The sequence below is a fragment of the Trichococcus shcherbakoviae genome (genome assembly GCF_963666195.1).
GTDB lineage: Bacteria > Bacillota > Bacilli > Lactobacillales > Aerococcaceae > Trichococcus > Trichococcus shcherbakoviae.
Window position 1 is genome coordinate 562,077 of the sequence record NZ_OY762653.1, and the last position, 24,606, is coordinate 586,682.

General features: G+C 46.8%; 22 protein-coding genes. 6 read left to right on the forward strand and 16 right to left on the reverse strand.

Annotated elements, in window-relative coordinates; all coding sequences use genetic code 11:
* The first annotated feature begins 8 nt into the window (after window positions 1–8).
* Window positions 9–371: a DUF4828 domain-containing protein gene (locus ACKPBX_RS02665; protein ID WP_319995917.1), complete on the forward strand. Its 363-nt coding sequence runs from the start codon at window positions 9–11 to the stop codon at window positions 369–371.
* Between the two features lie 169 nt (window positions 372–540).
* Here the strand turns inward: ACKPBX_RS02665 and ACKPBX_RS02670 are convergent, their stop codons facing one another.
* The 7 genes from ACKPBX_RS02670 to ACKPBX_RS02700 form a co-directional block, all read right to left on the reverse strand.
* Window positions 541–2,937: a glycogen/starch/alpha-glucan phosphorylase gene (locus tag ACKPBX_RS02670; RefSeq protein ID WP_319995918.1), complete on the reverse strand. Its 2,397-nt coding sequence runs from the start codon at window positions 2,935–2,937 to the stop codon at window positions 541–543.
* A gap of 18 nt (window positions 2,938–2,955) precedes the next feature.
* Window positions 2,956–4,395, reverse strand: coding sequence for a glycogen synthase GlgA (gene glgA / locus ACKPBX_RS02675; protein ID WP_319995919.1), 1,440 nt, complete (start codon window positions 4,393–4,395; stop codon window positions 2,956–2,958).
* 17 nt (window positions 4,396–4,412) lie between these two features.
* On the reverse strand, window positions 4,413–5,558 hold the full coding sequence (gene glgD / locus ACKPBX_RS02680) for a glucose-1-phosphate adenylyltransferase subunit GlgD (RefSeq protein WP_319995920.1): 1,146 nt from the start codon (window positions 5,556–5,558) through the stop codon (window positions 4,413–4,415).
* Window positions 5,545–6,693: a glucose-1-phosphate adenylyltransferase gene (locus tag ACKPBX_RS02685; RefSeq protein ID WP_086627385.1), complete on the reverse strand. Its 1,149-nt coding sequence runs from the start codon at window positions 6,691–6,693 to the stop codon at window positions 5,545–5,547. Before ACKPBX_RS02685 ends, glgD begins: the two co-directional genes overlap by 14 nt.
* 58 nt (window positions 6,694–6,751) lie before the next feature.
* Window positions 6,752–8,662, reverse strand: coding sequence for a 1,4-alpha-glucan branching protein GlgB (gene glgB, locus ACKPBX_RS02690; protein ID WP_233436828.1), 1,911 nt, complete (start codon window positions 8,660–8,662; stop codon window positions 6,752–6,754).
* A gap of 516 nt (window positions 8,663–9,178) precedes the next feature.
* Complete coding sequence (locus tag ACKPBX_RS02695; RefSeq protein WP_319995921.1) at window positions 9,179–9,562, reverse strand: (deoxy)nucleoside triphosphate pyrophosphohydrolase; 384 nt, start codon at window positions 9,560–9,562, stop codon at window positions 9,179–9,181.
* Window positions 9,563–9,583: 21 nt separating this feature from the next.
* Window positions 9,584–10,867, reverse strand: a complete 1,284-nt coding sequence (locus tag ACKPBX_RS02700) for an alkaline phosphatase family protein (protein WP_319995922.1) — start codon at window positions 10,865–10,867, stop codon at window positions 9,584–9,586.
* Between the two features lie 356 nt (window positions 10,868–11,223).
* Here ACKPBX_RS02700 and ACKPBX_RS02705 point away from each other — a divergent pair, with 356 nt between their 5' ends.
* Complete coding sequence (locus tag ACKPBX_RS02705; RefSeq protein WP_086627586.1) at window positions 11,224–12,276, forward strand: inorganic phosphate transporter; 1,053 nt, start codon at window positions 11,224–11,226, stop codon at window positions 12,274–12,276.
* A 13-nt stretch (window positions 12,277–12,289) separates the two neighbouring features.
* Window positions 12,290–12,922 carry a DUF47 domain-containing protein gene (locus ACKPBX_RS02710; protein ID WP_319995923.1) on the forward strand — a complete coding sequence of 211 codons (633 nt, stop codon included), beginning with the start codon at window positions 12,290–12,292 and terminating at the stop codon, window positions 12,920–12,922.
* A gap of 107 nt (window positions 12,923–13,029) precedes the next feature.
* Here the strand turns inward: ACKPBX_RS02710 and ACKPBX_RS02715 are convergent, their stop codons facing one another.
* The 4 genes from ACKPBX_RS02715 to gloA all read right to left on the reverse strand — a co-directional run bounded on the left by ACKPBX_RS02715 (window position 13,030) and on the right by gloA (window position 17,214).
* Entirely contained in the window at window positions 13,030–14,160 is a 1,131-nt protein-coding gene (locus ACKPBX_RS02715) for a DUF4349 domain-containing protein (protein ID WP_319995924.1), read from the reverse strand.
* A gap of 427 nt (window positions 14,161–14,587) precedes the next feature.
* A protein-coding gene (locus ACKPBX_RS02720; protein WP_319995477.1) for an IS3 family transposase occupies window positions 14,588–15,714 on the reverse strand; the annotation gives its coding sequence in 2 pieces (ribosomal slippage) (window positions 14,588–15,465 and window positions 15,465–15,714; 1,128 coding nt in all).
* Window positions 15,715–16,182: 468 nt separating this feature from the next.
* Entirely contained in the window at window positions 16,183–16,821 is a 639-nt protein-coding gene (locus ACKPBX_RS02725) for an SGNH/GDSL hydrolase family protein (protein ID WP_319995925.1), read from the reverse strand.
* 18 nt (window positions 16,822–16,839) lie between these two features.
* A complete protein-coding gene (gene gloA / locus ACKPBX_RS02730; protein ID WP_319995926.1) occupies window positions 16,840–17,214 on the reverse strand; it encodes a lactoylglutathione lyase in 375 nt (124 codons plus the stop codon).
* A 146-nt stretch (window positions 17,215–17,360) separates the two neighbouring features.
* On the opposite strand from gloA, the gene ACKPBX_RS02735 reads away from it, so the two are divergent.
* Window positions 17,361–18,209 carry a zinc ribbon domain-containing protein gene (locus ACKPBX_RS02735; protein ID WP_140185171.1) on the forward strand — a complete coding sequence of 283 codons (849 nt, stop codon included), beginning with the start codon at window positions 17,361–17,363 and terminating at the stop codon, window positions 18,207–18,209.
* 80 nt (window positions 18,210–18,289) lie between these two features.
* Here the strand turns inward: ACKPBX_RS02735 and ACKPBX_RS02740 are convergent, their stop codons facing one another.
* The 4 genes from ACKPBX_RS02740 to ACKPBX_RS02755 all read right to left on the reverse strand — a co-directional run bounded on the left by ACKPBX_RS02740 (window position 18,290) and on the right by ACKPBX_RS02755 (window position 22,131).
* The gene (locus tag ACKPBX_RS02740; protein WP_119093470.1) at window positions 18,290–18,688 is read right to left on the reverse strand and encodes a cytidine deaminase; all 399 of its coding nucleotides are present in this window, start codon (window positions 18,686–18,688) and stop codon (window positions 18,290–18,292) included.
* A 282-nt stretch (window positions 18,689–18,970) separates the two neighbouring features.
* Window positions 18,971–20,371, reverse strand: a complete 1,401-nt coding sequence (locus ACKPBX_RS02745; RefSeq protein WP_319995042.1) for an ISLre2 family transposase — start codon at window positions 20,369–20,371, stop codon at window positions 18,971–18,973.
* Window positions 20,372–20,534: 163 nt separating this feature from the next.
* Window positions 20,535–21,647 (reverse strand): iron-containing alcohol dehydrogenase family protein, encoded by a 1,113-nt coding sequence (locus ACKPBX_RS02750; protein ID WP_319995927.1) that lies wholly within the window; start codon window positions 21,645–21,647, stop codon window positions 20,535–20,537.
* Window positions 21,648–21,669: 22 nt separating this feature from the next.
* The gene (locus ACKPBX_RS02755; protein WP_119093468.1) at window positions 21,670–22,131 is read right to left on the reverse strand and encodes an S-ribosylhomocysteine lyase; all 462 of its coding nucleotides are present in this window, start codon (window positions 22,129–22,131) and stop codon (window positions 21,670–21,672) included.
* A 178-nt stretch (window positions 22,132–22,309) separates the two neighbouring features.
* Between ACKPBX_RS02755 and ACKPBX_RS02760 the strand changes: the two genes are divergently transcribed.
* Together ACKPBX_RS02760 and ACKPBX_RS02765 are read left to right on the forward strand one after the other, a co-directional pair.
* Window positions 22,310–23,221 carry an AEC family transporter gene (locus ACKPBX_RS02760; protein ID WP_319995928.1) on the forward strand — a complete coding sequence of 304 codons (912 nt, stop codon included), beginning with the start codon at window positions 22,310–22,312 and terminating at the stop codon, window positions 23,219–23,221.
* Between the two features lie 24 nt (window positions 23,222–23,245).
* Window positions 23,246–23,872 carry a carbonic anhydrase gene (locus ACKPBX_RS02765; RefSeq protein ID WP_086627361.1) on the forward strand — a complete coding sequence of 209 codons (627 nt, stop codon included), beginning with the start codon at window positions 23,246–23,248 and terminating at the stop codon, window positions 23,870–23,872.
* Between the two features lie 90 nt (window positions 23,873–23,962).
* Here ACKPBX_RS02765 and ACKPBX_RS02770 read toward each other — a convergent pair whose 3' ends face one another.
* Window positions 23,963–24,520: a hypothetical protein gene (locus ACKPBX_RS02770; protein ID WP_160117082.1), complete on the reverse strand. Its 558-nt coding sequence runs from the start codon at window positions 24,518–24,520 to the stop codon at window positions 23,963–23,965.
* Window positions 24,521–24,606: the final 86 nt, after the last annotated feature.

Below are 24,606 nucleotides of genomic sequence, written 5' to 3' on the forward strand. Positions count from 1 at the left end.
TCAAATCAGTGAAAAAAAATAATCCTTGGAGGATCGTAGTCGGATTATCCGTAATCGCAAGCATCAGCTCTGCTTTGTTCAAGTCAAATCGCAATGCCGGTAAGAGCCTATCAACATCGTATACCCCTTACATCGGCACATGGAAAAACGACGCACAGTCCTTGAAGGTTGAAATTACTGATAATCTGGAGATTCTCCTGAACAACAAAAAATTAAAAGCAACCCTTGAAGAAGCCAAACCCAACGAACTGGTCTTCCGCGACCACTTCGGCTATTATCTGATTCTGAAAAAGGATACATCCCCTACGCTGACCATCTACGATGAAGCGGAAGAACAAGAATTCTACTTCAAACGCGAAACCGATAAATAGCGAATCGTTAATGCAACACCGACGCCCTTAAACAGGGCTTTTTTTTTGGAATTGAATTTATGCTCAGAGATTCCCCTCCAAAAGCCACTTTGGCGGGGAACTACATCGCTAAACCGCAAACAAGGGCTGCCCATTTCCGGGGCAGCCCTTGTTTGCAATTAACATTCGATTAGGAATGTGGTTTGATCTTCCAGATTTCATCCGCGTAACGCAGAATCGTGTAATCCGATGAAAACGGCCCTGAGCTTGCGATATTCATCAGTGCCATGCGGTTCCATCTATCTCTGTCAGAAAAGGCCACATCTGCCTCATATTGCGCTTGCAGGTATCCGTCAAAGTCCTTCAGCAAGAAATACTCGTCGTTGTACATGACCAACGAATCGAAGATATCCCGGCCTTCCGTCTCGACACCTGGAATCGTGCCATCAATAAGCAGATTCAGGATACGTTTCAAACGCGGATTCTTGTCGTAGATATCTCTTGAATTGTACACGCCATTGCGATAGTATTCTTGCACTTCATCACTCTTCAGGCCAAAGATGAAGATATTGTCTTCACCGACATGATCCCTAATTTCAACATTGGCACCGTCCAATGTTGCCATCGTGATGGCACCATTCGACATCAGCTTCATGTTGCTGGTGCCGGAGGCTTCCTTGCCGGCAAGAGAGATCTGTTCGCTGATATCGGCTGCCGGGATAATCAGCTCTGCCAACGAGACCCCATAGTTCTCAACGAAAACAATCTTGATTTTGTCATTGATGGAAGGGTCATTGTTGATCAGATAAGCAATCGAATTGATCAATTTGATGATTTGTTTTGCGTAATAATAGCTAGGCGCAGCCTTCGCACCGAAAATGAAGACGCGCTTCTGTAGGTTAGCATTGGGATTATCCTTCAGTTGCAGATATCTGTCCAAGATGTGCAGAACGTTCAACAATTGGCGTTTATAAGCATGCAATCGTTTGATCTGCACGTCGAACAATGCAGTCGGATCGATTTCGATGCCCATCTCTTGCTGTACATAAGCTGCAAAACGTACTTTGTTTGCCAACTTGACTTGTTCTAGCTTATCCAAGACATTTTTATTGTCGCGGTGCGCCTTCAGAATTTTGATGTCTTCCGGATCGCTCTTCCACTCCGTCCCGATTGTGTCGTCAAGCATCGCAGTCAGATTTTCATTCGCAATCTGGACCCAGCGCCTTTGCGTGATTCCATTGGTTTTGTTGTTGAATTTTTGCGGATACATCACATAGAAGTCATGCAGCGTATCAGCCATCAGGATGTCAGTATGTAATCTAGCGACGCCATTGACGCTATGGCTGCCGATGATGGCAAGGTTGGCCATTTTGATTTGTCCATTTGCGATGATGGCAGTGCGCTGCGATAATTCGTCTCCGTATAAAGGCGTTTTCTTGTCGATATGGCGGCGGTTGATTTCCTGAATAATCTGGTAGATACGCGGCAATAAATCTGAAATCATCGTTTCCGGCCAACGCTCCATTGCTTCCTGAAGAATCGTATGGTTGGTATAGCTGACTGTTTTCTTCGTGATTTCCCACGCCTGGTCCCAAGTCAACCCTTCTTCATCCAACAGGATCCGCATCAATTCAGGTATTGCCAAAGTTGGGTGCGTATCGTTGATGTGGATGGCGATTTTATCCGGGAAAAGGCTCCAGTCCAGATTTAATTGCTTGAAATAGCGGACGATGCTTTGGATGCCGGCAGAGGAGAAAAAGTATTCCTGCTGAACGCGCAATAGACGCCCTTCATAGTTGGAATCATCCGGATACAATACTTCGGTGATACGTTTGACTTCTTCACGTTGCTCTTCCGTCGAAAAACGTGCTTCATCACCATACGGTATTTCTGCAGACCAAAGTCGCAGATTATTGACGACGCCGTTATTGTAGCCGACTTGCGCTGTATCGTAAGGAACCGCTAAGATATCACGGGTATTTTCGTGACGCACACGCAATTTGCCGTCCCCATCCTGCGTAAAGCTGACCTCTCCGCCGAAACGTACGATGACGGCTTTATTCTCTTTTCTGACTTCCCATACGTTCTTGTTGCGGAGCCAATTCTCAGGCAATTCAATCTGATAGCCGTTGATGAATTTTTGTTTGAAAAGACCATAACGGTAGCGGATTCCGTTGCCGTTTCCGGCAAGGCCGGTCGACGCGATCGAATCCATGAAGCAGGAAGCTAATCTGCCGAGTCCGCCGTTTCCTAAAGCCGGATCGACTTCAGCACGCGCCACTTCATCCAAATCCAAGCCCATATCCTCCATGCCTTGTCTGACGCAGTCCAGTATCCCCATATTCAGGAGATTGCTTTTCAGCATCCTTCCGGGCAGGAACTCCATCGAAAAGTAATAGATTTGCTTTTCCTTTTTGTTGTTGTACTCCGTGACTGTTTTAATCCAATCCTCGGAGTAGAGTCCGCGGACCAAGTCCCCCAAAGCAATGTACTGTTCCGTTTTTGAACCCGCCTCATAACCGTAAGCGAACAATTCCTCAAATTTCTTTTGGTATTCTTTTTTGAACTCTTGAATGTCAAATGCCATATATACTTTCAACTCCTCTTATTCGTTGACTAATGACTGATAGACGTCCAGATAATCCTTGGCCGGTTCTTTCCAGCTGAAATCGCTGCTCATCGCTTCGCGCACCATTTCTGCCCAGGCTTTCGGTTGGTTTTCATATACATCCAGCGCACGATAGATGGTTCCGAGCAGGGCATACCCACTGAAATCAATGAATGTGAACCCGGTGCCTTCACCTGTGTAGGAATTATAAGGGACCACCGTATCTTTCAAGCCGCCCGTCTCGTGCACGATCGGCAAAGTGCCGTAGCGCAAAGAAATCATTTGCGACAATCCGCATGGTTCGAATGCGGAAGGCATCAGGAACAGATCCGCGCCAGCGTACATCTGCTGTGCCAACGAGATGTCAAAATCGATGACCGCTGCAAAGCGATCAGGATATTTGGCGGCAAAATAACGGAATGAGTTCTCGTATTGCGCTTCGCCGGTACCCAGGATGGCAATCTGCACATCGCGGGCATTCAATAATTCCTCGGTTTTTTCCTGCACAAGTTGGTAACCTTTCTGATCCGTCAAGCGCCCGACGCTCGTGATCAACGGGATGTCAGGATTCACTTCCAATCCCAAACGCTCCTGCAGAGCCGCTTTATTTGCCGCTTTACCGGTCAAATTGTCGGCTGAAAAATGGAATTCCAATTTCGGATCGGTTTCCGGATCATTGACATCGTAATCGATTCCGTTGATGATGCCTTTGATTTTCCAGCTGTTGTACTGCAGCGTTCCTTCCAGCCCTTCACCGAATTCCTGCGTCTGGATTTCATTCGCATAAGATGGGCTGACCGTCGTGACGACATCAGAGAAATTGATACCGCCTTTCATGAAGTTGACGTTCTCATAATACTTCACGCCAGCTTCATGGTAGATGTTCATGCCTGTCCCGAAGATACTCGTCAGGATGGAAGGATCATAGACACCTTGGAAACGGATATTGTGGATCGTGATGACTTTACGGATGCCTTGGTATGCTTCGATCCAGTGGTATTTATCCACAAGCAATACCGGAACCATAGCCGTATGCCAATCATTCACATGGACGACATCCGGGATGAAGTCAATTTTTTCCATCATTTCGCAGATCGCCAAGGAGAAGAAACCGAATCTTTCGGCGTCATCCATTTGGCCATACAAGGACGGACGATCGAAATAGGCCTGATTATCGATGAAATAATAAGTTACCCCTTCCAATTCCAAAGTTTTGACACCGCAATACATGCTTTTCCAACCGACTTGCACACGGAAATGAATCAATTCCTTGATCTCTGCTTTGTATTTTGCAGGCATGGTCGAGTAGTACGGAAGCACTACCCTGATATCCACTCCTTGTTTTACTAACTCTTTCGGCAATGCGTACGCAACATCGCCGAGACCACCTGTTTTAAAAAAAGGAGCAGCCTCACTTGCGGCAAATAAAATTTTCATCGTGCGCATCCTTCTTTCTAAACAGTAATTGTTTTATTTTTTTCGATCACGACAAGATTATCTTTTGTGCCTTTCAAAGTCACGCCGGGTCCGACTGTCACATTTTTGTCCAGAATGCAATATTCAAGGATTGCGCCCTCGCCGATTTTAGAGCCTTGCATAATCATACAATTACGCACTTCGGCATCCTTAGCGATGTTGACTTTACGGAAGATCAAAGAATCCTCGACTGTCCCCTCAATGACGCAACCTGTCGCGAATTGGGCATTTTTCACATGTGCCCCTTTAGCATAATAGGTTGGTGCCCCATTTTTCACCTTCGTGATGACGTTTTGGCTACCATGGAACAATGAGGAAAATTTATTCTTTTCCAACATTTCCATATTTGCGTTGAAATAAGCTGGGATGGAGTCGATGTCGGCCAAATACCCTGTATATTCGTAGGTGCTGATTTGGTATTCCGGCAAATAATGTTCAATCAGCTTGTCCGCATCGAGTTGCACGTCTTCCAATTCGGCACGTTGAATCAGTTCCAGCATCTTATCGACTCTCATGAAATACATATTCATGTCCAGTGCGAGACGTTCAAGGTCGGCAGGAGCATCTTCTGCATCTATAAGATGAAGCAAGTATTCATCGCGATCAATCTGAAGAAATTTTTCCTGCGGTCTCATCTCAAAGAAAGCTTTAGGTACAGTCTTGTAGAGTACGGTGATATCGCCTTCCTTTGTCAAATGGTGCTGCATGACTGCTTTGATATCGACATTCGCCAGGATTTTGCTGCCCATGACGACAACGTATTCGGCTTTGGATCGCTCGATGAATTCCTTATGGTTCTGATAAAAATCCGGAGCATCGCCATTTTTTTCTTGGACTGCTTTCAGCATTTGTTGAGAATAGGTGAAAATCCCGCCGGCCAAGCCGGACTCAAGGTCCCAGATGGAGCCGCTGCGGATATGGTCATAGATCGAGCGTCCGCTTCCTGCGATGAACATGCCCACTGATTTGATTTCAGCATGGCTGATGCTCGAAAGATTAAAATCGATCAGGCGATAACGGCTAGCGAACGGTAAAGAGGCAATCGGGCGGGCATGCGTCAAAGGTTTCAACGCAGTCTCGTCCTCGGTTAAATTTAAAATGGCACAAATACTATTCATCTTCATCTTTCAGTCCTCCTATAACTTCAGCATATCCAACAACTTCGATTTCACCGTTCTTGCCGATGACATTTGCATTGTCGGCGATTTTTGCATTTTCCCCAATGATGGCATGCTCGATTGTGACATTTTCACCGATCGTAACATTTGCCATGATCAAGCTATCGCGTACGATTGATCCATTGCCGACGCGAACGTTCTGGGATAGGATCGAATGCGTGATTTCACCTGCAACGTAGCAGCCATCAACGATCATGGAGTCTGTTACGTTGGATGACTCTGTCAAGAACTGCGGAGGGGACACCGGATTTTTCGAATAGATGCGCCAGTCTTCATCACGGATATTCAGTGTGTGATTTGGATCCAGGAATTCCATATTCGCTTCCCAAAGGCTTTCGATTGTACCGACATCTTTCCAATAACCATCAAACGCGTAAGCGAAACAGTTTTCTCCGTTTTCAAGATAGGTCGGGATAACGTTTTTGCCGAAATCTTCCATTTCGCGTTGTTTCGCCTGATCTTCCACCAAATATTTACGGAGCACCTGCCAATTGAAGATATAGATCCCCATGGATGCAAGATTGCTTTTCGGTTCTTTCGGTTTCTCTTCGAATTCGATGATGCGGTTTGTCTGATCTGTGTTCATGATCCCAAAACGCGGTGCTTCTTCCATCGGAACAGGGATAACACCCACTGTCAAACTGGCATTGTGCGCAATATGGAACTCCAACATATGGGAGTAGTCCATCTTGTAGATATGGTCACCAGACAATACCAGCACGTATTCTGGATTGTATCTGTCTATATACGCGATATTCTGGTAAATGGCATGGGCAGTCCCCTTGAACCACTTTTCGCCGTCCGCACTCGAATATGGCTGAAGGATAGTCACTCCACCGTCTCTGCCGGTCAATCCCCACGACTCACCATTTCCGATGTGTTCATTCAATTCCAAAGGTTGATACTGTGTCACTACCCCGACTTTATTGATGCCTGAGTTAGCGCAGTTACTTAAAGCAAAATCGATTATTCGATATTTTCCGCCGAACGGAACGGCCGGTTTGGCTGTTTCGCGCGTCAATTTCCCAAGCCGGGTGCCTTGCCCTCCGGCTAATATCATTGCCACCATTTGATTTTTCATAGTATCAGGAAGAATGCCTCTTCCTTTCCCCTCCTTCTCATCATAACTATCTGTAGATCTATTTATTAACACCAAAAACGCGTTTTGGTTTGATGAACAAAACTCCTAATGCGGGTAACGTAAATTCGATCGAGAACGGTTGGCGATCCATGCCATCGAGGCTGGTGACCATTTCAGGCAGATTTTCCGTCCAAGTACCGCCGAATTCCTGCATTTCCGTATTCAGCAATACTTCGTAGTGGCCCTCATACGGCACACCCACTCGGAAATTGCGACGCTCTACAGGTGTGAAGTTGCAGACGACAATCAGGAAGTCGCGCGGTTTATCACCTGTTCTTATGAAGGAAAGGACTGACTCCGAGCTATTGTCCGCGTCCAGAATCTCTAAACCAGTATTTGCATCATCAACTTCATGCAAGGCTTTCGTTTCTTTGTATAGATGATTCAATGTTTTGATGTAATGCTGGAACTCCGGATTGAACTCGTTGTTCAAGACACCCCATTCGATTTGGTCGTAGAAGCGCCATTCCAGGAATTGACCGATTTCATTACCCATGAAATTCAATTTTTTCCCTGGGTGAGCCATCATGTAGGCTTGCAGCGTCCGTAAGCCCGCAAATTGTTTATAGCGGTCACCCGGCATTTTGGCCAAAAGGGACTGTTTCCCGTGGACCACTTCATCATGGGAAATCGGCAATATAAAGTTCTCATTGAAAGCATACATAAATGAGAAGGTGATCAGGTTGAAATTGTCTTTTCGGAACAATGGATCCATTTCGAAGAAACGCAACGTATCGTTCATCCACCCCATATTCCATTTATAGTTGAAGCCCAATCCGCCCATCTCGATAGGTTTCGTGACGTTGGCCCAGGCAGTGCTTTCCTCTGCAATCATGTAGGTATCAGGCTGGCGTTCGAAAACTTTTGTGTTCATCTTCTTCAGGAATTCGATCCCTTGACGGTTATGATTGCTGCCGTCTTCATTCGGTGTCCATGGACCTTCATCATAGTCAAGATAAAGCATATTCGAAACGGCATCGACGCGGATTCCGTCAAAATGGAACTCCTGGAGCCAGAAGATCGCGTTCGAAATCAGGAAGCTGTGCACTTGCGCTTTACCCAAGTCAAAATTCAACGTCCCCCAACGATTGTTGATGGCGCGGTTCGGATCAGCATACTCGAAAGTCGGTGTGCCATCGAAATTGGATAAAGCATAATCATTTTTGCAGAAGTGTCCGGGAACCCAGTCCATGATGACCCCGACCCCTTCTTTATGCGCTTCTTCCACGAAATCGCGTAATTCGAGCAAATTGCCGTAACGTGCAGCCACCGCGAAGTAACCGGTGATTTGATAGCCCCAAGAAGCTTCCAGCGGATGTTCCATCAAAGGCATGAATTCGATGTGCGTGTAGCCCATTTCCTTCACATATGGAATCAACGTTTCAGCAAGGTCCTTAAAGGAATACCAACTGCCATCATCATGCTTTTTCCAGGAACTGAAATGCACTTCATAAATGTTAAGCGGCTTTTGGTAGATGGACTTTCTTTTTTTGTTTGCGGCCCATCTGCCGTCTTTCCATTTTTTTTCTGGCATGTCGAACACGACTGAGGCGTCTTTTGGCGGGACTTCATAAGCGAAAGAATAGGGATCGATTTTATATTTCTTTTTGCCGTTTTTGTCCTCGATATAATACTTGTAACAGTCCCCTTGTGCCGCATCCACTGTAAAGAGCGACCAGCCTCCGGTTTTGCCGATTTTTTGCATTTCTACGGGTTTCCACTCAGTAAAATCCCCGACCAAAGAAACGGTTTTTGCATCGGGCGCCCAAACTGTGAACCGCCATCCTTCAATCCCATTTTCTGTCCGTTGTTTACTTCCTAAAAAGCGGTAGCTTTCAAGATGTTCCCCGATGTTGAACAAATACATCTCTTTTTCCAACTCTTTAAGTATGTTCATTTTTGCACTCATCCAGACACTTCCCTTACAATTATATTGCAGTAACAAAACGACCTAATTATGATTTACTTAATCATACCCGATCCTCTCATTAATATATATTCATGATACCATTTTATAAATGATTTTGCCATAATCCATGATAAATATATTGAAACCCGTTTCCCTTACTGATAGTAATAATCTATCAGCCTTAATAGTTTTTTTACATAAAAACAACATTGTAAACGCTGTCCGAAACAAAGACACGAATATCACTATACAGCATCCCAGTAACTTGTAAAAATGAATTTTTTATTAGAAATCAATGAAAACACATTCTGCAAAGCTTACTGTTACAACATTTTGTTGGGATTCACTTACAAATAAGAACATGGAAATACACAAATAGATTTAGTTAATATTTTCACATGTTCAATTCTCCCTTACTACATGGATGTTTGCGCTTACATTTATATAGTAAGAAAATCCTGATTTGCAAAGATTGTGGCATAATTTTTACAATTCAGGATTATATTTACTATGTATTTACAATCGCCGGAGCAACAGCTCCACCGTAGGCACATCTGCCGGCGCCCACCCCAACTCGGGCAATTCTGAAATGTTCACCCAACGCATTTCCGTGTGCTCCGACAATTGCGGTTCGCCCTCGTTCAATTCACAGAGAAGCGTCGTCAACTCCACGGTCCCAAAATCATACGGATGCTTGATTGTGAGAAGCTTTTCCTTAACCAGGATTCGGCAGGAAAACTCCTCCTCCATCTCACGGAAAAGGGCCTCTTCAGCCGTTTCATCGTTTTCCAGCTTTCCTCCTGGAAATTCCCACAAGCCGGCCAATGCTTTCCCCGGGCCTCTTTTGGCACAGAAAATTCTGCCCTCTTTTTCTATTACTGCTCCCACTACTTTGATCATGCGACGATTAAATCCTCCTGATTATAGAAATATTTTATTGATGATCCTTCCATCCGTGGCTTCCGGAAATTTCAGCCCGATTGCGTGCAGGATAGTCGGCCCTTCATCTATCAGATTGCCCTTTTCCACAACGGCATTCTTGTCGATTCCGGGTCCTGAAACCATCAGCGTCGTAGCATATTTTTTCTTTTTCGGACTGAAGCCGTGCGTTGCGCTGTGCAGTCTTCGGTCGGGAAGGTTTTTGGCGGTGCTTTCCATGAAAGGATAGAGCACGTCGCTTTCGAAATAATAACCCGGTTTTGCTTCCAGAATGAAGAGGCAGTTCTCATCCGCTCCCATTTTCCTGGCTTCTGCGGCCGAGTGGATGGTTTCAACCCTGCCTTCGATCCCTTTCAATGCATCCAAGATCATTTTATTGGTGATGCTGACGTCTTTCCGATAAATATAGCAAGCCCCATCCGCGGCTTTTGCCAATACTTTCCAGTCCTTGATGTTCCTTTTGCGATCAATCGTCTGCCAGCCTTTATCCAAAAACAGGTGGTTTGGGCGGATGACCGTATGCGTATCGATTTGATAATGATCGCCCAGCACTGCCAACACAGTATCCTCATAGATGCCGATTTCTTTCATCGCATCGATGATTTGACCGAGATGGCGATCCATCCGGACGATGGCTTCTTTCGCTTGGTCGCTCAAGACGCCATAATGGTGACGCATGCTGTCCAGATCGACCAGATGTACGGCCATCAGATCCGGTTGTTTCGTCTTGATCGTGTCGACCGCAATCGCCGTCACAAAATCATCCAGTTCCGGTTGGGCAATGCCGTTTCGCAATGAGCTGTATTTTTTGTTCATCTCCAGCGCATATTTTGTGCTGGAGGCAAAAGCGGAAACCATCACCAGAGTTTGCCATGGCCTGTTCGGAAAAATTTCCGCGAGGTTATAGTCGATGGAAGGACTTCTTCCCGTCACCGGCCAAAGCAACGTGCAGGTTGTGTACCCAGCCTTCTTTGCGACATCAAATATGGTCGCCTTCTTTATTTCTTTGGCATACCAATACCAGTCTGGAGACTGCCTTTCCGGTTGCCGATGTGTATTGTGGATGATTCCATGACGATTCGGATTCATCCCTGTTGCAATCGAAGTGTGGGCTACGTATGTCAAAGAAGGATAAACCGACTCCACTTCTTTGACGAGTGCACTTCTGTTCAATATTTCCTGGAAATGGGGCAGCGTCTTGGCAAATTCTAAGTCACTGGCACCAAATGCATCTAATGAAATGATATACAGTTTTCTCTTTACCATAATATACCCTCCTATTCTGTTATTTTACCATATATTAGAAGCTGCATGGATACGGTAAAGCATTATATTTCAACATTCTTGTGACTGTTACAGTGCTCGTTTCGACACCGACTTCCAAAAACGGAAACAATAGCCTTCCGCCCGCTATGTTTCTTTCAAAAAAGCTATTCTATTTTTGGTCAGGTAGGAGTAAAATGAATGATGTGCAATATCTAACAATATAATAGCGGAATCATCAAACGTGCTGCCCTCTGCCTAACCTGGAATCCGGCTGTATTTTGCACCGGGTCCGAAATTTAAGAGAACGGTTTCATCAACTTGAGCACGCTATTCAAGAAAGAGTGGAAATGCAAACTATGACAATTACATTTTCGGATTTTATCGACAGCATCCAGACGAACCCTATTCTTTTGATCATAGTGGTATTGACTTTGGGTGTGATTTTGGTGAACGGTTGGACCGATGCTCCGAACGCAATCGCAACTTGTGTGTCCACCAGATCCATCGCTCCAAAAAAAGCCATTCTTATGGCAGCCGTTTTCAACTTTCTCGGCGTCTTCGTGATGACGTCAATCAACGCGACGGTAGCTCAAACAATCGCGAACATGGTCGATTTCGGAAACGACCCGAAGCTTTCGATTATCGCCCTCTGCGCCGCTCTTTTCGCAATCGTGCTTTGGGCGACCGCAGCTTGGTACTTTGGAATTCCGACCAGCGAGAGTCACGCTCTGATTGCGGGAATTTCAGGTGCTGCGATTGCGCTGCAGGGTGGATTCGGCGCCATCAACGGATCGGAGTGGATCAAAGTAATCTATGGTCTGGTCCTCTCAACCATACTGGGCTTCGGCTTCGGTTTTGGGGTATCTAAGATCACTACCGCCATCTGCAAAGATAAGGAGCGGCAAAAAACAGGACCGTTTTTCCAAAAAGGCCAAGTCCTTGGCGGAGCGGCGATGGCATTTATGCATGGGGCCCAAGATGGTCAAAAATTCATGGGAATCTTCATGCTCGGAATTTTTCTTGGCCAAGGGAACAGCGATACGACGCAATTCATCATCCCTCTTTGGCTCATGATCCTCTGTTCATTAGTGATGGCCTTAGGCACGTCCATTGGTGGCTACAAGATCATCAAAACGGTGGGCATGAACATGGTCAAGCTGGAAGGTTACCAAGGCTTCAGCGCGGACGTCGGCGCGGCTGCCTGTCTTTTGCTCTCATCCATCTGGGGATTGCCGGTCAGCACCACCCATACAAAAACGACTGCCATCATGGGTGTTGGTGCTGCTAAACGGCTATCATCCGTAAACTGGGTCACCGTCAAAGAAATGGTGTGGGCTTGGGTGCTTACGTTTCCGGGCTGCGGTCTGGTCGGTTACCTGATGGCGCTTATATTCATGAATATATTCTGAGGAGATTGCAACTATGCTTAAGAGAAAAAAAACAAAAGAATACAGTTACTATCAAGAATTCATCGAAGTTTCCGCAATGGCCGTTTCCGCAGCCAAGTTGATGACCAGCATTTTAAATGATTACAATCTGGAGACTCTGGAAGCCCGGCTCAAGGAACTGCATGAAATCGAACATGCAGCGGATCAAAAGAAGCATAAGATGATGAGTTACCTATACAGCGATTTTCTGCCTCCGCTCGAACGCGAGGACATCATCGACTTGGCTGGTGAATTGGATACGACCATCGACACCATCGAAGACACGCTCATCCACATCGATATTTATCAGATCCATGAAATCACGCCAGAAATGTTGAAGTTCATGGAGATCATCGAAAAAAGCGCGTTGAGTCTTGACGAAGCCATCAACGATCTGAAGAATTTCAAGAAATCAAAAGTCATCAAAGATGCCATCATCGCTATTAACCGTCTTGAAAAACGGGGAGATTCCCTGTATACCCGTTCGGTCAAAAAATTGTTTGTCGAACAGAAAGACGCACTGACGACAATGGCTACGACGAACATCTACGATCGGTTTGAGCGAGCCACCGATTCCTTTGAGGCTGCGGCCAACGTCATCGAAAGAATCGTCCTGAAAAATTCGTAGGATTTTTCATGTCATGTGTTCAGTATCCAGAATATTAAAGAAGCAGCCGCCGAATCCGCTAAGATTCGGTGGCTGCTTCTTATTTGTTTCAATAGTATTTGTTAAGCTTATGGTTCCAAAGGATCTTCGCTGTTTCCAGCTTCAGAGGTTGTTTCCTTTGACGCATCATTTTTAGCTGTCGGCGTTTCCGGAACAGATGGCGCAGTATCTGTTGGTGATATCGGTGGTGTTACGGTAGGTTTGGATGCAACGGTTGTTCCTCCCGGTTTTCTTGGGTGGGTCCTTTCAAACCGTTCTTTCCGGCGCTCTTCAATCTGTTTTCTTTCCAAGAGTTGCTTTTCAGCTCTTTGCTTGCCCCAAATCGTTTTGCCGAACAGTTTTTTGATCGCCCACAACAGCAGTAATAGCATCAGGACAGCTACGAAGAACGGCAGCGCATAGATGAACCAGATAGCGGCATCCTGCAGCCAATAGTAGAAGGAATAAAGCGAATCGGTGAAAGCATCCTTGACGCGACCCCAGAAAGGCGCCGATCCGCCTTGGTTGTTCGAAATGCGCGAACGCTCGGAAACAGTCAGATACAAAGCCGTATAGTCGATCAGATCGTCGATGTTGTCCAATTCGGACTGCAGCATTTCCCTTTCGGCTATGGCCGCACTGAGACTGTCTTCGATAGTAAGGATCTCTTCTACCGTTTCTGCCTGCTCAAGCAGTGTCAGCAGGCGCTCTTCTTTCCTTTGCAGCACGCTGATGCGCGTGGCTGTGTCTTCATAATATTGCGTGACATCTTCGTTGCCTTGCTGCTCGCTGGTTTTCGTTCCCAGTCCGCCCTCCAGATCGTCCAGGAAGGCTGTCACGGAATCTTTCGGAATCCGGATCGTGTAGCTGCCCTGACGATAGTTTTGGGTCAATGAAGAGGTCGTGTAGAACATGTCGCCGCCGCTGGATTCATAGGAGTACTCCACATAGGCTCCGTATTTACCGACGATTTCCTTCAGATAGGCGATGGAATCATCATATTTCAACGTTTCATAGGAAAGGTGGACGGTGGTCACTACCTTTTCGCCGATGAGCAAACCCGATCCGACTTCCCCATCCATTTTGGATATTTCGGTCGTCACGTTGTCTACTCCGGCAGCGTCCTGTTGCGAAACACTCGTTTCTTCCGTCGTTAAGAATGAACAACCCACCAGCGAGAATGACAGCAGCGATAGTATCAATAATTTCAGTTTTTTCAATTGAGGCGCCTCCAATCTTTCCTAAGTTTCCTACTTAGATTATACCGCATGGCGGCCGCTGCTCCTAATAAAGCCCTTACATATTTATGGTCCTGCTGTGGCGGAGGTGGCTTGGCCGGAGATCAGCTGGAGAAGACGGAGAAACCGGGCGCTTCTCCGGTGAAGCGTCCCTCATCGGAGGTGGCATGGCTTTAGCGCACTCTCCTCCGGCGAAGCGATCCTTGGACTGTCAACACTTTTTCGGACAAAAATAATAAGGTGTCAAAAATGATTTGAGGGTATACACGGCTGCCATTGACACGGAGCCTCTGGCGGTAGGATAAACTGGCCTGTCTCCAAATTTTCAAGAATCGAAATATGGGCCAGCCCCAAAGCCTATCCTGCCGCCCCTCCATGTCAATGGTACGCAAGCCAGCCTCGTCTTGTTTTATTCGCAGTTTGCTTCCGCCAATTGGCGGCGGTACTCCACAGGGGCCATGTAGTCCAATGTGCTGTGCAGACGGATATGATTGTACCAATGCACATAGTCAAACCACTTAATCTGAAGTTCTGCTATTGTTTCGAATGTTTCTTGGTATACGAATTCTGTCTTGATTGATTTGAAGGTCGCTTCGGCAACAGCGTTGTCGTAAGGGCAACCTTTGGCGCTGAGGGAGCGGACGATGTCGAAAGTATCCAATAGTTTAGAAATCAGTTGATTATCGAACTCGCTGCCCCTGTCCGTATGAAAGAGCTGAATGGACGACAAAGGGGCCTTGACTGTATGGAAAGCTTGCAGGACCAACTCTGCCGTTTTGTACTCACCACACGAATAACCGATGATTTCTCGGTTGTACAGATCGAGCAGGACACACAAGTAGTTCCACTTCTTCCCAACTCTGACGTAAGTCAGGTCACTAACGATTGCGCCATGTGGATTGGCTGTTTTGAATTCACGGTTCAGCGTATTCCCCAGATCCGATTCATTGCTCTTCGGTTGATGGACCCTATAGTGGGCTACCGTGTAACAGGATTGTAGTCCCAACTTCTTCATGATGCGGCTGATTTTCCTGCGAGAAACGACTTTACCTTTTTTGGACAGCTCTTTCTTGATCCGCCGCGTGCCATAGGTACGCCGATTGGCTCGGAAGATTTCCTGGATTTCTTCTGTTAGCGATTCATCATCGGATGGGCTACTCTTGGCTTCGTAGTAATAGGTACTTCTGGCGATATCTAGGCATTCGCACATCGCTGATACTGGGTATTTACCGGCATTTGCCTGGATAACTTTTATTTTTGTCCGAGTATCAGCGCCGCTTGCTTTAAAATATCATTTTCCATCCTTAGGCGCTCATTTTCTTTACGTAGGCGTATCATTTCTTCCTGTTCGGGAGTACGGTTGTCTTTTTCCTTAAATGAGCCCGACGATTGGGATTGGCGTACCCATTTGTCGAAAGCTGATGCGGTCAACTCATACTCGGCCAATATGTCTTTTCGCGGCTTGCCGTTTTGGTAGAGGAGTACCATCTGGTTTTTGAAGTCATCGGTATAGGTTCTTCTTGGACGTGGTGTCATGGGGATTATATTCTCCTTTTGATTATATTAAGTTCTATTATATAGACCTCAATGAATTTGTCCAGTTAAGTGTAACCTATCCACCTAGCATGAGGAGAGGTGTCTTTGGCGGCCGTCAACTCCTGCGAACCGGCCCTCACCGGAGCTGACGGCCTTTTCCACGCCAACACAAAAAGAAAGGGCCGGAAAGGTAAACACCTAAGTGTTCAACTTTCCGACCCTTTCTTCTGATACGGCATGGGTAAACCCATGGATGGGACTGTTCACAGCAGTCACCATCAAACATCCACATCCTGTGGTTGTGCAAGCACGTATGTCCCGTTTGATTTGCAATCACTTCGCCGCTTGAGCGGAATGGGCGAACCCACCTGATTGCTCGTCGCCTCATCGCATGTAAAACATTTTATCATGCAGAAACCGAAAAAGCAAGACTTTTTTTAGGGTTACAGACAGCCTGCTCAATAATACTTATTCTTTCCCGCCCTCGTAAAATTGCTTCAGCCAAGCATCGGCGATGAGACGGTGCCCTTTTTTGGTCGGATGGACTCCATCATTCGATAATGTTTCATATCCCTCGACAGCACCGATTTCATTCAGATAGGCATCCAGCCCGATCCAGTCGGCATCGAATTCTTCGGCCAGGCGTTTGACGATTTCCTGTTTCGGATCCAAATCGATCCGCCAAGTTTTGCGGTCTTCCGGATACGGAAAGACGAACGGCTCCATCAGAATGAGCCTTGCATCCGATTTTTTCCTCAAGGAGGCCAACAGATGACGGTAATGCATTTCGAACTGTTCAGTGCCCTCTTTGGTCGCGAACACACTCTCGTCGCCGACATTGTGCCACGTATCATTGATGCCGATCAACATAGTGACGACGTCGGGTTCGAGCGAAACGCAATCGCTGTGCCATCTTTCCGCTATATCATGGATTCGGTTGCCGCTGATGCCGCGGTTGATGAGCTGATAGTGTTCGGAATCGCCTCTGTCCGCAAGAGCCTTCGCGATCATTGCCACATAGCCTTTCCCCAACGAATCCGAATTGTTGCGGTTGCGGCCGACATCGGTGATGCTGTCGCCGATAAAAAGCAATTTATACTTGGTCATTTTCTCCATAGGTCAGCCCTATTTGTTCTGGATGACTTCAACCTTATAGCCATCCGGATCGGTGATGAAGTAGTATCTTACGGATGAATCAGGCAAGCCTTTGTAGTCGGTCACGTTGAATCCGGCAGCCACCTGTTTGTCATGGAGGGCTTCAAATTCATCCACCCCGATGGCGATGTGGCCGTAACCGTCACCGATATTGTACGGTTCGTGATCGTAATTGTAAGTCAACTCCAACTCGTAGTCATCGTCTTCCAAACCTAAGTAGACGATCGAAAACTTGTGCTCAGGGTAATCCAGTTTCTTTTTCTCGCGGAAATCAAAAGCCTCTTTGTAGAATGCGATCGATTTATCGAGGTGCTGCACGCGGATGCATGTGTGTAACATTTTCATTAAGTCATCATTCCTCTCATTAATACTATCATTATCATACCGAATTATCCGTTCCATTACAAAATATTTGTCGCAAAAATAACCTTGCTATATCCTACAAACTGAATTATTCTAGAAGTTAGTTACCAGTGAGAAGGAGAAAACCGATGAAGATATGTACCTATTGCCATAATCGCATACCGAAAGAGGCTTTGATCTGTCCGATGTGCGGGTCGGATGTTTCCGGTTCGGACGCAATCCATCAAGATGATTTTTATCAATCCACTTTATTCGAAGATAACACGGAAAATTTTGTCGACCTGACGGCTGATGAGGATGATGAAACGGCTGAAGCGGCTTCGCGCGCTGAAAAGCAGGCTTTCTCTTTCAATGAAGCATTGAATAAATTCATCCGCTATGTGCGTTTTTTGTGGAAAAAAATGAAAGACCCAGCGGAGACCCGAAAATCGCGCAGAGAAAGCCACAATCTATACGGCTACTTCACCTTTGTCCTATCGGCGTTGCTCTCAGCTGGATTAGTGACCCGGATTGCGGTCGCATTGGCTAATCAATATGATCTGCTTTCGCAGATTTCACTGCTTCCGACAGTCACATTCCAGGTCGAACCGGTTGTTTGGTTCATGAAGAATTTCCTGCTGTTCTTGGCGTTCTATTATCTTTACCCATTCTTGGCGTACCTCATCAAGACATTCTTTTTGCATAGACGCCACGCCTTCCACAACTGGATGACGCAATATGCAGGAATGAACGCTTTTGCTTTGTTGCTGTTGGGCACTGCGTTTGTGATCAGCCTCATCGCCCCAATCCTGATGGCGGTTCCGGTGCTGTTGTTGTTCTTGGTCCATCTGTCCAGCTATCTGGTGACGTTCATCGCCAGCCTGTACCAGACGATCAACGAAACGAAACGGGATACCCTTTACCTTTGCCTCGGCGGAATCAGCGCACATTTGCTGCTGATGATGACGATCGCCTATGTATTATTCCTGAAAATGTAAATTCCAGAGGAACGCAATCGCTCCAAAACCAATAAAAACAACTGCGGTTCACCAGTAATAGGTGGGCCGCAGTTGTTTTTTTACATATCCAAATCGGTAAAGGCGTAAGGAACCAACTCTTTGATTGTCAGCTCCTTGATTTTCCCGTGCTTGTCTGAAAGGTAGACTGGTGTTTCGTACCCGCACAATTCCACCATCACCTGGCGGCAGATGCTGCACGGCGGAAGGAACGTATCCGTGTCGCCGGCGATGGCGATGGCTGCGACGTCGTCTTTGCGGTAGCCTCTCGTCACTCCGGTGAACAAGGCGGTCCGCTCAGCGCAGTTTGTCGCGCCGAAGGAAACATTTTCCACGTTCACGCCTTCGATCACTTCGCCGTCCTTATAGAGGACTGCCGCTCCTACCGGAAAATGCGAATAGGGACTGTATGCATGCTGCATGACCGTTCTTGCTCTTGAAACTAATTCTTCACTGTTCATCGATGATCCCTCGCTTATCAAGAATGGTTATTTTTCTGACCGGTAAATGTTCGTGTTTACAGTATACCGATTATTCCAGATTTTGCCAAACCGGAAAGGTCATCAGTATGTGTCAATCTTTTCTATGCAAAGTTCAGAAACCTTACTTGTAGTGCCAATTTGAAATTGTTTTAATATTGTCCCTGAAGCTTTGGCGCGCGTCGCTTGCCCTTCCCTCCGGGAATACAGTGAATCAAAAAGCGTAATTCACTGTATTCCCGGAGGATTTGAAGAAAATTCTGATTAACTCGCAAATATTTTCTTCATCATTCCCATGCTGCAGGTCGCGTTCATCGCTGGTATACCAGCCTGTCTAGCGGGTGTCCTCTCTCTGCCAGAATGTTTCTTTAACGCATTTCTGACTGCGAATTTCAGTTTTACCGCTAAACTTTCCGGAACGGTACGTACTGGCTCCGTTAACGCTTTTTCTAGGGTTCCCATCTTCTTACCTTCAATGATGGAGACCATCGCCCGAGCGCCATCATGGCTCCAGTATTTCCCATTACCTTTCATTCGGTAGCTGTAAGGTCGATGATTACTTTCACAGCTTCCAATTCCCCGGATTCCTTTGCAGGATTCGATTTCTCTTAACGGACGAAGATACGCCCAGTTTCTTTCTAGGTAGGCTGCCAAAAGTCGTAACTCCTCTTTTTGATCTTTCTCCTGTTCTAGCGAGATTTTACTTTCAATCGTATCCAACACAATCGCAATCGAATCCCAATCATAGGACCATAGGGCCTTTTTCAGCGGCAGTTCCATCTCTGGACACCAAGAAAGACGGCTCTTAATCTTTTTGTGAACGTGATAGCGATCCACCTGATGGATATGTTCCTTACACACACCAATTGCCATGGCACAGTCCTCTGCCCGATAACCTGAGCCACCATCGGTGTTCGAAATGACTACCGTATTTTTGAGATCGTAATGACTCCCTAAATAAATCGCTGCTTTCTCCCATGCATCTTTCGCTGATTTCAACGATGACACAAATATCGGATTTTTCAGTTTCTTTCTTTTCCCGCTTGTTGTGACGCCTTCTGCTATTTGGACTCGGTGGATCTCTTCTTTTCTTTTCCCCTTGCCTTTAATGACGATCCCATCGCCTTCTACCAAGAGAAAAGGTACTTCTTTCTGTTCTTCGGGTAAGGCCACTTCGTATTCTTCTAAGTTTTGTTTCTCCCACTGCGCTTGCTTTTCTCCTACCGATTTCACAATATTGCCCACTGTTCCATGGCTCATGCTGAACGAAGTCAGTTTAGTGACGGCTTCGGCCACACCGCGGTAGACGCTGCCAGTCACAAGTTCGGCCACTTGCTTTTGTAAAAGGGTAGAGTAGCGCTCGCTTTTATTGAAGCCACAGATGTTATCCAGTGGGAAAAAGCTCTTTTCACCTTTCTTCTTTAAACGTCTACGCATAAACTCGACTGTACCGAATGTGAAAGTAATCGTGCGTGAATCCCTGTTGGCGATACGCCATCCTTCCGCTTTAAACGGAACGTACAACTCGCTATCCAAGGCCTCTAAGGCCTCCTTCATGAGTTGACTTACAAGATCTGAGAAATAAGCCTGAAGCGTAGTTTCTGCATCAAGCACATGATTTGAATCCTTTATTATGTGGTGAATTTCTGCTATAATTTTTTCCATGAAGACCTTCCTCTACACTAAATTGGCTACCAACCTTTAGTTGTATTGTAAGGTCTTCTTTTTGACTATTTCAACAAAAGAATAGTTTTGCATAGAAAAATTATACACTTAGAGGTCATCAATCCGCATTGCCCAGTTCCTGCTCAACTGCCAGGCTCTTGGATCAGAGTTCAGGCAAATTCGCCATATAATCCTCGAGCGCCAGGATCGCTTCCGCCATCAGCTCGGCAGTGACATCATATGGCAGGCCGTGCGCCGGTGCTTCAGGTTTGGTGGACAGACGGGCGATTTCCATAATTCCTTCAGCGTCCAGTTTATCCAAGTGCAGATCGTAGAGGCTCTTCGGAATGTCCAAATGTTCATAAAACGGAATCAGATTATCGATCTCCGCCCATTTCTTTTCGTAAGCCAATTGGACCATGATGCCATAGGCTACCTTATGCCCATGCAGGAAATGATGCGACTCCGGGAAAATGGTTATGGCATCATGGATTTCATGGGCGATGGTCGTCCGCGCAAAGGCGTCGCCCATCCCGCCGACCATGCCGCTGATGGAAATGATGACCTCTGTCAGCTTCACAAAAGCTTCCGTCACTTCCCCCGCTTCCAAGCTGGCGATCGCCAACTCGGCGTGATCGAGGATGCTCTGTCTGCAGATGTATGCCGCTTGGCGCGCCATCATCAGCATCGGTTGTTGGGCATTCTCAGGCAGCGAAAGGATTTCATCCGATTCGTACCATTTTGCCAGCGTATCCGCCAATCCGGCCACAAAGAAATCCTTCGGCGAATCGATAATCAATTTTGGTTCCAGCAACAAAAGCGAAGCTTGCTGCTGCAGGAAATCATAGCGGATGAAGACGCCATCCTCGGTGTACATGACGCTCAAGGACGTCCAAGGCGCGCAATTGCTCGCCAACGTCGGGATCATCACATTCAGTATGCAGCCCGCTTTCGCGGCAGCATACTTCACCGCATCCATGATTTTCCCGCCGCCGATACCGATGATTGCATCGCTTTTGTGCTGTGCGGCCAGCCCGACGATGCGGTCGACCTCTTCATAGCTGCATTCGCCCGAAAAAGCCATTTCGGTGATCGAAAAACCGGCCTGATACAGGTCTTCGAGGTAGGGACGGGCTTTTTCCCAGGATACGGTTCCGTGCACAATCAAAATATTTTTTACGAAACGCTCTTCCAAGCGTTTCGGCAAAGTCGACAGGACGCCTGCTCTGCATTCATATTCTTGCGGTCCTGTCCTTACGATCAATTCTTTCGTCATAACGTCAACCCTCCCTAAATTTCTAGACTGTACGCGTGAATGGATCGCGGCTGATGCCGGCCGCCAACACTTGCTTCGCGTATTCTTGTGCGCCGAACAAGGAATGATCGCGGTAATTTCCGCATTCCTTTGCCGTCGTTGCGGGAACTACTGTCGTTTCCAATACAATCTGCAGCACTTTTTCCAAAGCAGTAGCGATTTCTTCCGGAGTATGTTCACCCCAACAGATCATGTAAAAACCGGTGCGGCAACCCATCGGCGAAAGGTCGATGACGCCGTCCACGTAATCGCGGATATTGATCGCCAAAAGGTGTTCCAGCGTGTGCATAGCCCCTGTCGGCAATGCATCCTGGTTGGGCTGCACAAAACGCAGATCGAATTTTGTGACGACAGCTCCTGTATCGTGCACTTCGTAGCCCGCTTGGCGGACATAAGGAGCCTTCACCAAATTGTGGTCCAATTCAAAACTTTCTACTTTAGCCATCTATATTTCTCCATTCTTCAGCCTAAGACGCTGTTGCTTGTTTTATGATGCATACCAATTCATTATACTAGACATTTATGAGAAAATCCTTAAAATTATATCACGTGGTGTGTTATCATGTTAGGAACAGAAAAAACTGAAATCAAGTTTCCACACATGAAAGGAGTGCCGCGCCACTTTGATAAGCATCGTTTTCCAACAGCTGTTGACCATGTTCACTATCATGTTCTTTGGTTTTATTCTGATCCGGTCGAAAGTCATCACCAGCGAGGGTACGCGTCAGATATCGACTATCCTCTCCTTGTTCGTGATGCCCGCGACCATGATCACATCTTTCAATGCCGATTTTGACGCACACCGCTTGAAGCTGTTGCTATGGGCAACGCTAGCGGCTTTTCTGACGATTTCCATCCGCGCATTCATCGCCCATGTGCTGCTGAAAAAAGAGGACCGCATCGATAAATATGCCACAATTTTCCCGAATGCCGGTTTTGTCGGCATCCCCTTGGTGCTTGCGACCGTGGGCTATGATGGCGTCTTTTTCATGTCCGGTTACATCATGGCAAACAACGTCACCCAGTGGACTTACGGCCAATATCTGATTTCGGGCGACAAAAAAGCGATGACCTTGCGGCAAACCCTTCTCAATCCCGGCATGATCGGGGCTGCCATCGGTTTGTCCATCTACATCAGCCGCTTGCCGGTCCCTACTTTTCTCTGGAAGTCCGTCGACAGCTTGGCCGCGTTGAATACACCGCTGGCCATGATCATCCTCGGCAGCTACATCGCCAACAGTAATTTTTCGGAATTGTTGGCTTTCCCGAAAGCGTATTGGACCACTTTCCTGCGTTTGATCGTCACCGCCCTTATTTCGATCGGCATCATCTATTTGCTGCCGATCGATGACTATATGGTGGAAATCGTCCTGACCATCGCTTCCTGTGCTCCGGCTGCAACGAACACCGCCATCCTTGGCCGTTTGTTCGGCGGCGACTACGAATACGGCGCACGTCTTGTGGTCCTGACGACTTTACTGTCTTTATTTACAATCCCGATCATCGTGCAATTTGCACAACTGTTGTTCGGATAACCATTTCAGAAAGAAGGTATGAGCATGGAAAAGTTATTAGAAGGTATCGTCAATTTCAGAAGAGGGGATTTTGAATCTCATCGTGAGCTTTTCAAAGGTTTGAAAGCTTCCCAGAAGCCTCATACGCTCTTTATTTCCTGTTCTGATTCACGTATCGATCCAAATATGATCACCGGAACGTTACCAGGCGAATTGTTCATCGTCCGTAACATCGCCAATATCGTGCCGCCTTATCGGATGACTACTGAATACGTGGCAACGACATCCGCCATAGAGTATGCCGTGCTCGCGCTCGGCGTAGAGAACATCATCATCTGTGGCCATTCCAACTGCGGCGGCTGTGCTGCTTGCCTGCATCCCGAAGGCAAACTGGAGGAGTTGCCGCACACCCGCAAATGGCTGGAACTGATCCATCCGGTCCGCGACCGCGTCCTTAAGGAAATCCCGGAATCCGAACCCGAAGCACGGGCTTGGATGATGGAGCAAGGTAATGTCGTGGAGCAGCTGAAGCATTTGATAACTTTCCCGTACATTGCCGAAAAAATGAGGGAAGGCAAACTGAAAATCAGCGGGTGGCACTACATCATCGAGACCGGTGAAGTCTTCATCTATGACCGGAAAAAAGGCGAATTTTTGTTGGGCAACGGTTGATAAAAAACGAAGCATGAATGTTCGGCATACAACAAAAGGACGCATCCCAAATCGCGGGATGCGTCCTTTTCATTTGTTCAGTTTTCCAATCTACACAGAGCGTACTGGTGCGGCTTTTTTGCCTACCGCTTTCCAGACGATTTGGGCCAACCAATAGTCGACCATACTGTGGATGACGGTTCCGATGCCGACAAGCAGCATGACGGAAGAGATCAAGCCTTTATCGTAATAGGCTTCCGTGAGGTTGCCTGCAAAGTAGAACAGGCTCACGACGATGACTTCGCAGCCAGCATGCAATACACCGAGGACCAGGCTGAAAAGCAATGATTTTTTGAAATCATGCGCCATATCCGGATGCTTTTGGATGTATTTCGCGCCGACATAAGAAAAGATCATGTGCGTAGCCGCACGCAAGACTACGACCAACGGAAAGCCGCCCAGCATGAAGCCGACAGCCGTCCCAAAGGCAACCGCAACCGCGATGCCTGGTGAAAGGAACATGGCAATCATCGTCGCCACATGGCTAGCCAATGTAAAGGACGCCGGTTCAAGAATTATTTTCAAAGGGGAGATCATCGGTATCAGGATCCCTATCGCAATCAGTAGAGCAGCTATCGTTATATGTTTCGTTTGTGTACGTGTGTTCATTTCGCCAACCCCTCCAAAGATGTTTACAACTGTCTTGACAGTTGTAATATATTATATAATCTTTTCAGGAGTTGTCAAGCATATTT

Bases quoted from the DNA above. Each gene is read 5' to 3' on its own strand.
- ACKPBX_RS02670 (WP_319995918.1), bottom strand. From the start codon at position 2,937: ATGGCATTTGACATTCAAGAGTTCAAAAAAGAATACCAAAAGAAATTT.
- glgA (WP_319995919.1), bottom strand. From the start codon at position 4,395: ATGAAAATTTTATTTGCCGCAAGTGAGGCTGCTCCTTTTTTTAAAACA.
- glgD (WP_319995920.1), bottom strand. From the start codon at position 5,558: ATGAAGATGAATAGTATTTGTGCCATTTTAAATTTAACCGAGGACGAG.
- ACKPBX_RS02685 (WP_086627385.1), bottom strand. From the start codon at position 6,693: ATGAAAAATCAAATGGTGGCAATGATATTAGCCGGAGGGCAAGGCACC.
- glgB (WP_233436828.1), bottom strand. From the start codon at position 8,662: ATGAGTGCAAAAATGAACATACTTAAAGAGTTGGAAAAAGAGATGTAT.
- ACKPBX_RS02695 (WP_319995921.1), bottom strand. From the start codon at position 9,562: ATGATCAAAGTAGTGGGAGCAGTAATAGAAAAAGAGGGCAGAATTTTC.
- ACKPBX_RS02700 (WP_319995922.1), bottom strand. From the start codon at position 10,867: ATGGTAAAGAGAAAACTGTATATCATTTCATTAGATGCATTTGGTGCC.
- ACKPBX_RS02705 (WP_086627586.1), top strand. From the start codon at position 11,224: ATGACAATTACATTTTCGGATTTTATCGACAGCATCCAGACGAACCCT.
- ACKPBX_RS02710 (WP_319995923.1), top strand. From the start codon at position 12,290: ATGCTTAAGAGAAAAAAAACAAAAGAATACAGTTACTATCAAGAATTC.
- ACKPBX_RS02725 (WP_319995925.1), bottom strand. From the start codon at position 16,821: ATGACCAAGTATAAATTGCTTTTTATCGGCGACAGCATCACCGATGTC.
- gloA (WP_319995926.1), bottom strand. From the start codon at position 17,214: ATGAAAATGTTACACACATGCATCCGCGTGCAGCACCTCGATAAATCG.
- ACKPBX_RS02735 (WP_140185171.1), top strand. From the start codon at position 17,361: ATGAAGATATGTACCTATTGCCATAATCGCATACCGAAAGAGGCTTTG.
- ACKPBX_RS02740 (WP_119093470.1), bottom strand. From the start codon at position 18,688: ATGAACAGTGAAGAATTAGTTTCAAGAGCAAGAACGGTCATGCAGCAT.
- ACKPBX_RS02745 (WP_319995042.1), bottom strand. From the start codon at position 20,371: ATGGAAAAAATTATAGCAGAAATTCACCACATAATAAAGGATTCAAAT.
- ACKPBX_RS02750 (WP_319995927.1), bottom strand. From the start codon at position 21,647: ATGACGAAAGAATTGATCGTAAGGACAGGACCGCAAGAATATGAATGC.
- ACKPBX_RS02755 (WP_119093468.1), bottom strand. From the start codon at position 22,131: ATGGCTAAAGTAGAAAGTTTTGAATTGGACCACAATTTGGTGAAGGCT.
- ACKPBX_RS02765 (WP_086627361.1), top strand. From the start codon at position 23,246: ATGGAAAAGTTATTAGAAGGTATCGTCAATTTCAGAAGAGGGGATTTT.
- ACKPBX_RS02770 (WP_160117082.1), bottom strand. From the start codon at position 24,520: ATGAACACACGTACACAAACGAAACATATAACGATAGCTGCTCTACTG.